Origin of the sequence: Paracoccus ferrooxidans (genome assembly GCF_029909815.1) — a bacterium.
Lineage (GTDB): Bacteria > Pseudomonadota > Alphaproteobacteria > Rhodobacterales > Rhodobacteraceae > Paracoccus > Paracoccus versutus.
In genome coordinates this window covers 826,484-838,701 of the sequence record NZ_CP038202.1, presented here as the reverse complement: position 1 = coordinate 838,701, position 12,218 = coordinate 826,484, and the positions used below count along the sequence as shown (strand labels likewise).

Genomic DNA, 12,218 nt, shown 5'->3' with positions numbered 1-12,218 from the left:
GGTGCTGGAAGATCCTGCTCCAGGCGCCGTGGCAGGTCCGATATGAATGCGGCACCGCCGTAACGAAGAACCGTCGCCTGTCCGACGACGGCTCCGAAAGCCGCAAGTCGGCGGTGCATCGTCTCAAGCATGGGCGAAAGTCGGATTGACGATGAGAGCATGGTCAACCGTGCCGTCCAGATAGTCGATCGCGTTCCGGATGGATGCGATGGCCATGCGTTTGCCGCATTCGGCGGTCAGCCCGGCGATATGGGGCGACAGCACTGCGGTCGGCTGGTCGAACAAGGGCGAACCGCTGGGCGGCTCTTCGTCGAAGACATCGACCCCGGCAGCGCCGACCTGGCCCGAGGCCAGCGCCTCGGCCAGCGCCGCCTCGTCCACCACGCCGCCGCGCGCCGTATTGGCAAGGACGACGCCCGGCTTCATCAGGGCGATCTCCCTTGCCCCCAGCACCGGCTTGTCGGCCTTGGGCACATGGATCGAGATGCAGTCGGCCCAGGCCAACCCCTCGTCCAGGTCGGTGACCTCTGCCACCGGACCTTCGGGCCAGCCCTTGCGCGAAAGATAGGGGTCGAAGGCGCGGACGTTCATCTCGAAACCGGCGGCCATGCGGGCAAGGCGCTGCCCGGTGCGGCCATAGCCGATGATCAGCAGGTTCTTGCCCGAGATTTCCTGCTGTTCTAGCCGGTTGCGCCAGCCCCATTGGCCGGGCTCGCGGACCGCGCGGTCGGCCAGCAGCACGCGTTTGGCCCCGGCCAGCAACTGCATCATCGCATGTTCGGCGACCGAGATCGAATTCACGTCGCCGACGATGGTCAGGGCAATGCCGCGTTCGTTCAGCGCGGCGAGATCGACGGCATCGTAGCCGACGCCGTGGCGCGAGACGACCTTCAGCCTCTCGGCCAGTGCGACGGTGGCAGCTGACAGCGGCTGGGTTCGGATCACCAGCGCATCGGCCTTTTGGATCAGCGGCGCGTAGGAGGGTTCCGAGATTTCCTCGACATAATCCACGGTGATGCCGCGGGCGGGGAGTTCGCGCAGCAGCGCCTCTCCCGCGGGATGCAGCTTTCCGGCAACAAGAAGATGCGGCATCAATAGGCTCCTTTCGTTGCGGAGGCGGGGGCGGAGCCGGTCAGGTCGCGCCAGGTCGCGACCGAGGCGCTGGCCGCGCCGGCCAGCAGGCGGGTGTCGCCGCCGACCGTGGTCAGGTCGAACCCCCAGCCGATGGCTTTCGCGGCATATTCCGGCGTGCCGCAATGCAGGCAGGCACGGATGCCGTTCGCCTGGCAGGCATCCTTGATGCGCTGCAGCAGCGCGATCATCTCGGGCTCTTCGCGGTCGAAGGCGGGGGGCAGGCGGCCTTCCTGCGTGCCCAGCGTCAGGTCCGCCGGGCCGACATAGATGCCGTCGAGACCGGGGGTCGCCGCGATGGCGTCCAGGTTGTCCATGCCCTGCTGGGTCTCGACCATTGCCAGCGCGAGCACCTGATCGTTCGCCGCCACGCCATAGCCGCCATAGGCGAAGGTGGCGCGGGTCGGACCGAAGCTGCGCTGGCCATGCGGCGGATAGCGCATGTAGCTGACGAATTCCGCCGCCTCCTCGGCCGAGTTGACCATCGGGCAGATGATGCCCTGTGCGCCGGCGTCCAGCGCCTTCATGATCGCGCCCGGCTCGCGCCAGGGCACGCGGACCATCGGCGTGACGCCCGAGGCCCGCATCGCCTGCAGCATGGGCAGCACGGCACTGTAGTCCAGCGCGCCGTGCTGGGCGTCGATGGTGATGCTGTCATAGCCCTGCGCCGCCATGATCTCGGCAGTCAGCGGGTTGCCGATGGACAGCCAGCCGTTGATTGCGGCGCGCCCCTCGGCCCATTGCTGTTTGAGCTTGTTGGTGAACATCGCGTTTCCTCCCCTCAGAACACGATCTGCGCGAGCTTGGTGTCGAGGTAATCCTCGATCCCCTCGATGCCGCCCTCGCGGCCCATGCCGGAATGGTTGGTGCCGCCGAAGGGCGCCTCGGATGCGGCCAGCGCGAAGCTGTTGATGCCGACCATGCCGGCCTTCAGCCCCGCCGACATGCGCCGCGCCCGGTCGGGCGAGCGGGTGAAGGCATAGGCAGACAGCCCCATGTCGGATGCATTGGCGCGCGCCAGCGCCTCGTCCTCGGTCGAGAAGCGGGTGATGGCGGCGATCGGACCGAAGTTCTCCTCGGCAAAGACCCTCATGTCGTCGGTAACATTGGTCAGCACCGTCGGCTCGAAGAAGAAGCCGCTGTTCAGATGCGCCGGACGCTTGCCGCCATGCGCGAGCTTGGCCCCGGCGCGGACGGCATCGGCGACGATTTCCTCGATTTCCGCCAGTCGTCCGCCATTGATCAGCGGGCCCATGCCGGTGTCGGGGTCCATCCCGTCGCCCAGCTTGATCTGCGCCGTCCGCGAAACAAATCCGTCCACGAAGGCGTCGTGCAGGCTGTCATGCACGAAGATCCGGTCCGGGGTCACGCAGACCTGCCCGCAATTGGCGAACTTGGTCGGCACGGTCAGGTCCAGCGCGGCTTCCAGGTCCGCATCGTCATGGATGATCAGCGGCGCGTTGCCGCCAAGCTCCATCGAAACCTTCTTCACCGTATCGGCGGCATCACGGATCATCTGCTGGCCGACACGGGTTGAGCCGGTCAGGCTGACCTTGCGCACCCGGCTGTCCGCCATGATCGGCGCATAGGTTGCGCCGGTCGAGCCGACGACAAGGTTCACCGCCCCATCGGGCAGTCCCGCCGCACGCAGGCAGTCGACCATCACCATCGCCACGCCCGGCGTCTGCGAGGACGGGCGCAGCACCACCGGGCAGCCGGCGGCCAGCGCCGGAGCCAGCTTGCGGGCGGGCAGGGCGGCGGGGAAGTTCCAGGCGGTGAAGGCGCCGACGATCCCCACCGGCTCGCGCGTCACCTCGAAACGGCCGCCGGGGACGCGGCTGTCGACGATGCGGCCATAGATGCGGCGCGCCTCCTCGGCGAACCAGCGGAACTGGTCGCAGGCAAGGGTCCATTCCCGGCCGGCCTGCGCGATGGGCTTGCCGGTCTCGGCCGAGATCATCCGCGCGGCCTCATCCGCGCGGCGGATCATCTCGTCCGCGGCCTTGTGCAGGGCTCCCGCGCGGCCGAAGCCACCCATCTCGCGCAGCTTGGGCAGGGCGCGTGCGGCAGCATCCAGTGCCGCCTGCGTGTCCTCGGCGGTGGCAAGGGCCACCCGACCCAGCGGTTTTTCCGTGACCGGAGACATGACCTCTCCGCTGACGGTGCCGGGGGTCCAGCGACCGTCGATGAACAGTCCGAATTGCGAATACATGGCTTATGCGATTTCCCTGGTTGCGACCGTGCGGCCCTCGGCGGCGGAACGGATCGCGGCCTCGGCCAGCAGCAGCGCCTGCCTGCCGTCCTCGAACCCGACCGGCACCGGCTTGCCTTGTTCGATGGCATCGACGAAGGCGCCGATCTCGGCCGCGAAGGCATCGGCGTAACGGTCGATGAAGAAATTCTTCAGCGGTGCGGCCCGGTCGGTGAATTCCGCGCCATAGAGCCGGACATGATCCAGCGTCCGGTTTTCCGAAATCGCCATGCCGGCGCTGCCGAAGGCCTCGACGCGCTGGTCGTAGCCATAGACGGCACGGCGCGAGTTGGTGATGATTGCCTGCTTGCCCGATTCGGTCTTCAGGACAACGGTGACGGTGTCGTAATCGTCGCAGCGCTGCATCAGGGCCGGGTCGACCAGGCGCGAGCCGGTGGCGCTGACCTCGGTCACTTCCTCGCCCAGGATGAAGCGGGCCATGTCGAAATCATGGATGGTCATGTCGCGGAAGATGCCGCCCGAGGCCGCGATATAGGCGTCGGGCGCCATGCCCGGATCGCGCGAGGTGATCGTGACCTGGTGCAACTCGCCGATCCGGCCCGATTCGATGGCGTGCCGGACCCCGGCATGGCCGCTGTCGAAGCGGCGCACGAAGCCCAGCATGATCGGCAGGCCGGTGCCGGCAATTTTCGTTGCGCAGGCGTTTACCCGGCCCAGCGACAGGTCGATGGGCTTTTCGCACAGGATCGCCTTGCCCGCCGCGACCGACTGCTCGATCAGATCGGCATGGGTGGCGGTCGAGCTGGCGATCAGCACCGCATCCACCTCGGCCGAGGCCAGCGCCGCCTCGACCGAATCGAATTGCAACACGCCCAGTTGGGCTGCGACTTCGGCGGCTGCGGGGGCATGGATGTCATAGACGCCTGCCAGCCGGGCGCGCGGATGGGCGGCGATGTTTTCGGCATGCATGCGGCCGATGCGGCCAGTGCCGAGGACGGCGATTCCTGTCATGGGTTCCTCCCGAAATTCGTTTCGCAATAATCATTGCAGAACTATTGCATTGTCAATCATCATTCCGTATCGTCTGAAAAACACCATCCGCAGGAGGAGGCGAGATGCCACGCAAGACCGTGCGCCTGACCATGGCCCAGGCCCTTGTTCGTTACCTTTGCAACCAGTTCACCGAGATCGAGGGCGCGCGTGTCCCGCTGTTCGCGGGCGTCTTCGGCATCTTCGGCCATGGCAACGTGACCTGCCTTTCCGAGGCGCTGGAGCAGGTCCAGGACCAGCTGCCGACCTGGCGCGGCCAGAACGAACAGTCCATGGCGCTGGCCGCCATCGGCTTCGCCAAGGCCAAGCGTCGCCGGCAACTGATGGTCGCCGCGACCTCGATCGGGCCGGGGGCGCTGAACATGGTGACGGCGGCGGGCGTCGCCATGGCGAACCGGCTGCCGGTGCTGCTGATCGCCGGCGACACCTTCGCGAATCGCCTGCCCGATCCTGTGCTGCAGCAGGTCGAGCATTTCGGCGACCCGACCATCACCGCGAACGATGCCTTCAAATCGGTCGTGCGCTACTGGGACCGCATCACGCTGCCCGAACAGCTGATCCAGTCGCTGCCGCAGGCCGTCGCCACCATGCTGGACCCCGCCGATTGCGGCCCGGCCTTCATCGGGCTGGCGCAGGACACGCAGGAACTGGCCTATGATTACCCCGAGGTTTTCTTCGAACCGCGCGTCTGGTTGATCCCGCGCCCGCGTCCCGACCGCGACGCGGTCGCGGCGGCGGCCGAACTGCTGAAAACGGCCAGGAAGCCGCTGATCATCTCGGGCGGCGGCGTGCGCTATTCGCTGGCCGAGGGCGCCTTGGCGGATTTCGCCGCCAAGCGCGGCATCCCGGTGGTCGAGACCATCGCCGGCAAGGGCGCGCTGACCCATGACGATCCGGTCCATGCCGGACCCATCGGCATCGTCGGCTCGACCTCGGCCAATGCGCTGGCGAAAGAGGCCGACGTGATCCTGGCCATCGGCACCCGGCTGCAGGATTTCACCACCGGCTCCTGGACGGCCTTCGCCGAGGATGCGCGGTTCATCTCGGTCAACGCGGCGCGCTTCGATGCCGTCAAGCATCGGTCGCTGGCGGTGGTCGGCGATGCGCTGGAAACCATCGGCGATCTGGACGCGGCGCTTGGCGATTACGCGGCCGATGCCGGGTTGATGAAACGCGCCAAGACCCTGTTCGCCGAATGGAACAAGCTGCTGGACGACCATCAGGCGCCGACCAACGAGCTGGTGCCGTCCTATGCGCAGGTCGTGGGCGTGCTGAACAAGGTCGCCGGGCCGAACGACACGCTGATCGCCGCGGCGGGCGGCACGCCGGGCGAAGTGACCAAGGGCTGGCGGGTCAAGAACCCGAACACCTTCGACTGCGAATTCGGCTTTTCCTGCATGGGCTACGAGATCGCGGCCGGCTGGGGCTGCGCCATGGCGCAGGAGGGGCCGGGCGCGACGGGCGGCACGCCCATCGTCATGTTGGGCGATGGCACCTACATGATGATGAACTCGGACATCTATTCGGCGGCGCTGACCGGGCACAAGATGGTCGTGGTGGTCTGCGACAACGGCGGCTTCGCGGTCATCAACCGGCTGCAGCAGGCCAAGGGCGTGCCCGGTTTCAACAACCTGCTGGCCGATTGCCGGATCCGGAACCGCGACAACCCGCTGCATGTCGATTTCGTGAAACATGCCGAGGCGATGGGCGCCCGCGCCGTCAAGGCCGAAAGCCTGGCCGATCTGGAGGGCGCGATGCAGGATGCGCTGGCGCATGACGGGGTGACGGTGGTCTCGATCGTCTCGGATGCCTGGAAATGGGTGCCGGGGGATGCGGATTGGGACGTCGGCGTGCCCGAGATCTCGAATTTCGAAACCGTCCGCGCCGCCCGTGCGGCGCAGGAAAAGATCCGCGAAGCGCAGCGCCTGGGTGTGTAAATGAAAGCGAAACTTGGCATCGCGCCGATCGCGTGGTGGAACGACGACCTGGCCGAACTGTCCGATGACGTCAGCCTGGAGGAATGCCTGCGGCAGGCGTCCGAGGCCGGCTTTACCGGCATGGAGACCGGCCGGCGCTTTCCGATGGACATGGCCGAACTGGGGCCGATCCTCGACCGTTTCGGCATCTCGGTCTGCGGCGGCTGGTTCTCGGGCCTGCTGCTGGACGGCGATATCGAGGTGGAAAAGGACCGAATCGCGCAGCAGATGGCGTTCTTCATCGCCGCCGGCGCGCCCTGCATCGTCTATGGCGAAACCGCGCGCTCCATCCAGGGCGTGCGTTCCGCGCCGCTGGCCACCAAGCCGAATCTGACCGAGGCCGAGATGGCCGCCTATGGTCGCAAGATCAGCGATTTCGCCGACTGGTGCGCGGGGCAGGGGATGCCGATTTCCTACCACCACCACATGGCGGCAGCGGTCGAGACCGAGGCAGAGCTCGACCTGCTGATGAAGCATTCCTCGGTGCCCCTGCTGTTCGATGCGGGCCACATGGCCTTTGCCGGCGGCGACGTGATGCGGGTGATCGAGAACCACCATGCCCGCATCACCCATGTCCATACCAAGGACATCCGCCGTGCGGTCGTGGACGGGCTGGACCGGACGCGCGAAAGCTTCCTCGATGCCGTCATCAAGGGCGCCTTCACCGTTCCGGGCGATGGCTCGCTGGATTTCGAGGCCATCGTCAAGGCATTGGCGGCCAAGGGCTACGAGGGCTGGTTCGTGGTCGAGGCCGAGCAGGATCCCGTCGCCAATCCCCCGCTGGAGATGGCGAAAAAGGGGCACAAGGAGCTGCTGCGCGTGATGGCGGCGGCAGGCTATGAGGTGGTGAAATGAACCGCATCGATGGAAAGATCGCCGTCGTCACCGGCGGCACGCAGGGGCTTGGCGCGGCCATCGCGCGGCTCTTTGCCGAAGCCGGTGCGGCGGGCATCGTGATCGTCGGCCGAGGCGTCGAGAAAGGGCAGGCGGTCGCGACCGAAATCACGGCGGCCACCGGCGTTCCGGTCGAGATGGTCGCCGCCGACCTGGGCAGGATCGAGGACGTGCAGGCCATCATCCCCGCCGCCGACCGACGCTTCGGCCGCGTGGACATTCTGGTCAACGCCGCCGGCCTGACCGACCGCGGCAACCTGCTGAACACCACGCCGGAACTCTTCGACCGCATGTTCGCGGTCAACACCCGCGCGCCGTTCTTCCTGATGCAGGACGCGGCCAAGGTGATGACCCGCGAGGGGATCGAGGGTCGCATCATCAATATCGGTTCGATGTCCGCGCTTGTCGGGCAACCCTTTCTCGCACCCTATGCGGGTTCCAAGGGGGCCTTGGCGACGCTGACCCGCCATGCCGGTTTCGCGCTGATGCGCCATCGCATCCACGTCAACCAGCTGGACATCGGCTGGATGAACTCGGACCACGAACGCGCGCTGGTGCTGTCGGAAACCGGCGATCCCGATTTCATCGACCGGGCGGCGGCGCAGAAGCCCTTTGGCCGCATCCTCGACCCGAAAGAAGTCGCGCGCGCCGTCCTGTGGATGGCGTCCGACGACAGCGGCATGATGACCGGGGCGGTGATCCCCTTCGACCAGTCCGTCCATGGCGGCTATGAGGACGCGCCGGTCCCGGCGGCCAAACTGGAGGCATGACGATGCAGACCATCAAGGGGCCGGGCGTCTTCCTGGCCCAGTTCGCGGCCGATGACGCGCCCTACAACTCGCTGCCCAGCCTGGCGACATGGGCGGCCGACAAGGGCTTCAAGGGCGTCCAGATCCCGACCTGGGACACGCGCCTGATCGACATGGCGAAGGCCGCCGAAAGCGATGCCTATTGCGACGAGATCAAGGGGATGCTGGCCGATAACGGGCTCCAGATCACCGAATTCGCCTCGCATATCACCGGCCAGCTGGTGGCGGTGCATCCGGCGCATGATGTCATCATGGACAGCTTCGCGCCTGAACATGTGCGCGGCAACCCGACCGCGCGCCGCGCCTGGGCCGAGGAGCAGCTGCGTTTCGCCGCCCGCGCCTCGCAGCGGCTGGGGATCGACCGGCATGTCACCTTCTCGGGCGCGCTGCTGTGGCCCTACCTTTACCCCTATCCGCAATGGCCCGAGGGGTTGGTCGAGGAAGGTTTCGACGAACTAGCAAGGCGTTGGATGCCGATCCTCGATGATTTCGACGCGCATGGCGTGGATGTCTGCTACGAGATCCACCCCTGCGAGGATCTGCATGACGGCCATAGCTGGGAATATTTCCTGGAGAAGGTCGGGAACCATCCCCGCGCCAACCTGATGTATGACCCCAGCCATTTCGTGCTGCAGGCGCTGGATTACCTGGCCTTCATCGACCACTACCACGAGCGTATCAAGACCTTTCACGTCAAGGATGCCGAGTTCCGCCCGGACGGCAAGTCCGGCGCCTATGGCGGCTATCAGCCGTGGAGCAGGCGCGCGGGCCGCTTCCGTTCGCCCGGCGACGGGCAGGTCGATTTCGGGGCGATCTTCACCAAGCTGACGACCCATGGCTTCGACGGCTGGGCGGTGCTGGAATGGGAATGCTTCGTCAAGAACCCCGAGGACGGCGCCCGCGAAGGCGCGCAGTTCATCGCGGATCACATCATCCGGGTGTCGGACCGCGCCTTCGACGATTTCGTGAAATCCGGCGCCAATCGCAGCGCCAATCGGGCGATGCTCGGACTGGAGGAATGACCATGTTGCGTCTTGGAATGGTGGGCGGCGGGCAGGGCGCCTATATCGGCAATATCCATCGCCTCGCCTCGCGGCTGGACGGGCAATGGCAGCTGCTGGCCGGGGCCTTTGACGTCGATCCCGAGCGTGGCCGCGTCTTCGCGATCTCGCAGGGGCTCGACCCCGCACGCAGCTATGGCACCTATGCGGAACTGATCGCGGGCGAGGCCGGGCGCGAGGATCGCGTCGATGCCGTGGCGATCTGCACGCCGAACTTCACCCATTACCCGATCGCCAAGGCGCTGATCGAGGCGGGTTTCGACGTGATCTGCGAAAAGCCCCTGACCGCGACGCTGGAGGATGCCGTGGCGCTGGAAAAGCTGGCGCGCGAGAGCGGCCGCTTCGTCGGCGTGACCTATACCTATTCCGGCTATCCGATGGTCCATGAGGCCCGCGTCCGCGTCGCCCGCGGCGAGTTGGGCGCGATCCGCACGGTGCAGGTCGAATATCCGCTGGAATGGATGGCGACCGCCATCGAGCAGTCGGGCAATGCCCAGGCCGCCTGGCGCACCGATCCCAAAAAGAACGGCCGCGGCGGCTCCATCGGCGATATCGGCACCCATGCCTATCACCTGGCGGGCTTCGTCACCGGCCTGACGCTGGAAAGCCTGACCGCCGACCTGGCGACCTTCGTCGGCGGCCGGGCGCTGGACGACAACGCCCATGTGATGATGCGCTATCAGGGCGGGGCGCGGGGCCTTTTGTGGTCCTCGCAGGTGGCCATCGGCAATTCCAACGGCGTGCGGCTGCGGGTGTTCGGCGAAAAAGGCTCGCTGCAATGGTTCCAGGAGCAGCCGAACGAGCTGGTCTTCACGCCGCTGGACGGCCGGGTGCAGATCATCAAGCGCGGCGCGGACGACCTGTCCGAGGACGCCAGGCTGCGCATCCGCACGCCCCCCGGCCATCCCGAGGGCTATCTGGAGGCCTTTGCCAACCTTTATGCCGGTTTCGCCGAGGCGATCCGCGCCCGGCAAGAAGGGCGCGAGCCCAACCTGCTGGGGCAGAACCTGCCGCTGGTCTATGACGGGCTGAAAGGCGTGGCCTTCGTCGAGGCGGTCGTGGACAGCCATGAGGCCGAGGGCCAGCCCTGGCTGACGCCCGTGGCGGTCTGACGGCAGCGGCCCCTGTTTGGGGGCCGCACATCGCGCCAAAACGGTCGGGGGAGGGGGAACCATGAAGACGCTAGACTTAATCACGCTCGGCCGGAGTTCGGTCGATCTCTATGGCCAGCAGGTTGGCGGTCGTTTGGAGGACATGGGGTCGTTTGCGAAGTATATCGGCGGGTCTCCGACCAACATCGCCTGCGGGACGGCGCGGCTGGGGCTGCGCTCGGCGGTGATCACGCGGGTCGGCGACGAGCACATGGGCCGGTTCATCCGCGAGCAGCTTTCGCGCGAAGGCGTCGACACCCGCGGCGTCGCCACCGACCCGGAGCGGCTGACGGCGCTGGTGATCCTGGGGATCCGCGACGAGGACCAGTTCCCGCTGATCTTTTACCGCGAGAACTGCGCCGACATGGCGCTGAGCGAGGACGACATCGACGAGGGCTTCATCGCCGAGGCCCGCTCGGTGCTGGCGACCGGCACGCATCTGTCGCATCCGCGCACCGAGGCGGCGGTGCTGAAGGCGCTGGCGCTGGCAAGGAAGCACGGCGCGCGGACGGCGCTGGACATCGACTATCGCCCGAACCTCTGGGGCGTCGCCGGGCATGGCGCGGGCGAGAGCCGCTTCGTGGAAAGCGTCTCGGTGACCGCGAAGCTGCAATCGGTGCTGCATCTCTTCGACCTGATCGTCGGCACCGAGGAGGAATTCCACATCGCCGGCGGCAGCACCGACACCATCGCGGCGCTGCGCGCGATCCGCGCGGTCAGCACCGCCACGCTGGTCTGCAAGCGCGGCGCGGCGGGCGCGGTGGCCTTCGAGGGCGCGATCCCGGACAGCCTCGACGAAGGCCAGGCCGGCCCCGGCTTCCCCATCGAGGTCTTCAACGTGCTGGGGGCGGGCGACGGCTTCTTCTCGGGGCTGATGAAGGGCTGGCTGGACGGCGAGGACTGGCCGCGCACGCTGGAATATGCCAATGCCTGCGGCGCCTTCGCGGTCTCGCGCCACGGCTGCACGCCGGCCTATCCGTCGCTGGCGGAACTGGAATTCTTCCTCAGGCGCGGCGTGCTGCGGCCGGATCTGCGCAACGATGCCGAGCTGGAGCAGATCCACTGGTCAACCAACCGCCAGGGCCGGATGGGCGGCGACTGGTCCACCATGCGGGTCTTTGCCTTCGACCATCGTGTCCAGTTGGAGGAGATGCCGGGCTATACGCTGGAAAAGGCCGGCGCCTTCAAGGAGCTGTGCCTGCAAGCCGCCCTGAAGGTTGCCGACGGCCGGCCCGGCCATGGCATCCTCTGCGACGACCGCATCGGGCGGCGGGCGCTGCATCGGGCCTCGGGGACGGGGCTGTGGATCGGGCGGCCCTGCGAGTGGCCCGGCTCGCGGCCGCTGGACCTGGAGCCGGACCTGGGCCCCGATTGCGGCGGGCTGGGCGCCTGGGCGCGCGAGCAGGTGGTCAAGGTGCTGTGCTTCTGCCATCCCGAGGACGATGCCGAGACGCGCGCCGACCAGGAGGCCACGGTCAAGCGGCTGTTCACGGCCGCACGGCGCAACGGGCTGGAGTTCCTGCTGGAGATCATCCCCTCCAAGGTCGGGCCGGTGGACGAGCAGACCACCGCCACGCTGATCCGGCAGTTCTATGCCATCGGCGTCTATCCCGACTGGTGGAAGCTCGAGCCGATGCAGAGCCGCGCGGCCTGGGCCAACGCCATCGCCGCCATCGAAGCCCACGACCGCCACACCCGCGGCATCGTCGTCCTGGGCCTCGACGCCCCCGAGGCGGAACTGCGCGCCAGCTTCCAGGTCGCGGCCGGCTTTCCGCTGGTCAAGGGCTTCGCGGTCGGCCGGACGATCTTCGGCGAGGTCGCGCGAGACTGGCTGAAGGGTGATATGGACGACGCAGCGGCGGTCGAGGAGATGGCCGAACGCTATCAAAACCTGTGCAAGATCTGGGACGAGGCGCGCGAAAAGGCGCGCTGAC

General features: G+C 67.2%; 10 protein-coding genes. 6 read left to right on the top strand and 4 right to left on the bottom strand.

Annotation, left to right across the window (positions count from 1 at the left end):
* Positions 1-123: 123 nt before the first annotated feature.
* Genes E3U26_RS21170 through iolG form a run of 4 tightly spaced genes read right to left on the bottom strand, consistent with a single transcriptional unit; the run spans position 124 to position 4,354 of the window.
* Positions 124-1,092: a hydroxyacid dehydrogenase gene (locus E3U26_RS21170; RefSeq protein ID WP_499106483.1), complete on the bottom strand. Its 969-nt coding sequence runs from the start codon at positions 1,090-1,092 to the stop codon at positions 124-126.
* Positions 1,092-1,898 carry an HpcH/HpaI aldolase family protein gene (locus tag E3U26_RS21165; RefSeq protein ID WP_418025390.1) on the bottom strand — a complete coding sequence of 269 codons (807 nt, stop codon included), beginning with the start codon at positions 1,896-1,898 and terminating at the stop codon, positions 1,092-1,094. Before E3U26_RS21165 ends, E3U26_RS21170 begins: the two co-directional genes overlap by 1 nt.
* 14 nt (positions 1,899-1,912) lie before the next feature.
* Positions 1,913-3,343 (bottom strand): NAD-dependent succinate-semialdehyde dehydrogenase, encoded by a 1,431-nt coding sequence (locus E3U26_RS21160; protein WP_499106478.1) that lies wholly within the window; start codon positions 3,341-3,343, stop codon positions 1,913-1,915.
* A 3-nt stretch (positions 3,344-3,346) separates the two neighbouring features.
* Positions 3,347-4,354, bottom strand: coding sequence for an inositol 2-dehydrogenase (gene iolG, locus E3U26_RS21155; RefSeq protein WP_499106475.1), 1,008 nt, complete (start codon positions 4,352-4,354; stop codon positions 3,347-3,349).
* A gap of 104 nt (positions 4,355-4,458) precedes the next feature.
* Here iolG and iolD point away from each other — a divergent pair, with 104 nt between their 5' ends.
* The 6 genes from iolD (at position 4,459) to E3U26_RS21125 (ending at position 12,217) form a co-directional block, all read left to right on the top strand.
* Positions 4,459-6,330 (top strand): 3D-(3,5/4)-trihydroxycyclohexane-1,2-dione acylhydrolase (decyclizing), encoded by a 1,872-nt coding sequence (iolD, locus tag E3U26_RS21150; protein ID WP_499106473.1) that lies wholly within the window; start codon positions 4,459-4,461, stop codon positions 6,328-6,330.
* Positions 6,331-7,224 (top strand): IolE/MocC family protein, encoded by an 894-nt coding sequence (gene iolE, locus E3U26_RS21145; RefSeq protein WP_499106470.1) that lies wholly within the window; start codon positions 6,331-6,333, stop codon positions 7,222-7,224.
* Positions 7,221-8,033 (top strand): SDR family oxidoreductase, encoded by an 813-nt coding sequence (locus tag E3U26_RS21140; RefSeq protein WP_499106468.1) that lies wholly within the window; start codon positions 7,221-7,223, stop codon positions 8,031-8,033. Before iolE ends, E3U26_RS21140 begins: the two co-directional genes overlap by 4 nt.
* A 2-nt stretch (positions 8,034-8,035) precedes the next feature.
* A complete protein-coding gene (locus tag E3U26_RS21135) occupies positions 8,036-9,094 on the top strand; it encodes a sugar phosphate isomerase/epimerase family protein (RefSeq protein ID WP_499106466.1) in 1,059 nt (352 codons plus the stop codon).
* Positions 9,095-9,111: 17 nt separating this feature from the next.
* Positions 9,112-10,245: a Gfo/Idh/MocA family protein gene (locus E3U26_RS21130; RefSeq protein ID WP_499107519.1), complete on the top strand. Its 1,134-nt coding sequence runs from the start codon at positions 9,112-9,114 to the stop codon at positions 10,243-10,245.
* A 61-nt stretch (positions 10,246-10,306) separates the two neighbouring features.
* Entirely contained in the window at positions 10,307-12,217 is a 1,911-nt protein-coding gene (locus tag E3U26_RS21125) for a 5-dehydro-2-deoxygluconokinase (RefSeq protein ID WP_499106462.1), read from the top strand.
* Position 12,218: the final 1 nt, after the last annotated feature.

Coding starts and splice junctions, on each gene's coding strand:
- iolD (WP_499106473.1), top strand. CDS start 4,459: ATGCCACGCAAGACCGTGCGCCTGACCATGGCCCAGGCCCTTGTTCGT.
- iolE (WP_499106470.1), top strand. CDS start 6,331: ATGAAAGCGAAACTTGGCATCGCGCCGATCGCGTGGTGGAACGACGAC.
- E3U26_RS21165 (WP_418025390.1), bottom strand. CDS start 1,898: ATGTTCACCAACAAGCTCAAACAGCAATGGGCCGAGGGGCGCGCCGCA.
- E3U26_RS21130 (WP_499107519.1), top strand. CDS start 9,112: ATGGTGGGCGGCGGGCAGGGCGCCTATATCGGCAATATCCATCGCCTC.
- E3U26_RS21160 (WP_499106478.1), bottom strand. CDS start 3,343: ATGTATTCGCAATTCGGACTGTTCATCGACGGTCGCTGGACCCCCGGC.
- E3U26_RS21135 (WP_499106466.1), top strand. CDS start 8,036: ATGCAGACCATCAAGGGGCCGGGCGTCTTCCTGGCCCAGTTCGCGGCC.
- E3U26_RS21140 (WP_499106468.1), top strand. CDS start 7,221: ATGAACCGCATCGATGGAAAGATCGCCGTCGTCACCGGCGGCACGCAG.
- iolG (WP_499106475.1), bottom strand. CDS start 4,354: ATGACAGGAATCGCCGTCCTCGGCACTGGCCGCATCGGCCGCATGCAT.
- E3U26_RS21125 (WP_499106462.1), top strand. CDS start 10,307: ATGAAGACGCTAGACTTAATCACGCTCGGCCGGAGTTCGGTCGATCTC.
- E3U26_RS21170 (WP_499106483.1), bottom strand. CDS start 1,092: ATGCCGCATCTTCTTGTTGCCGGAAAGCTGCATCCCGCGGGAGAGGCG.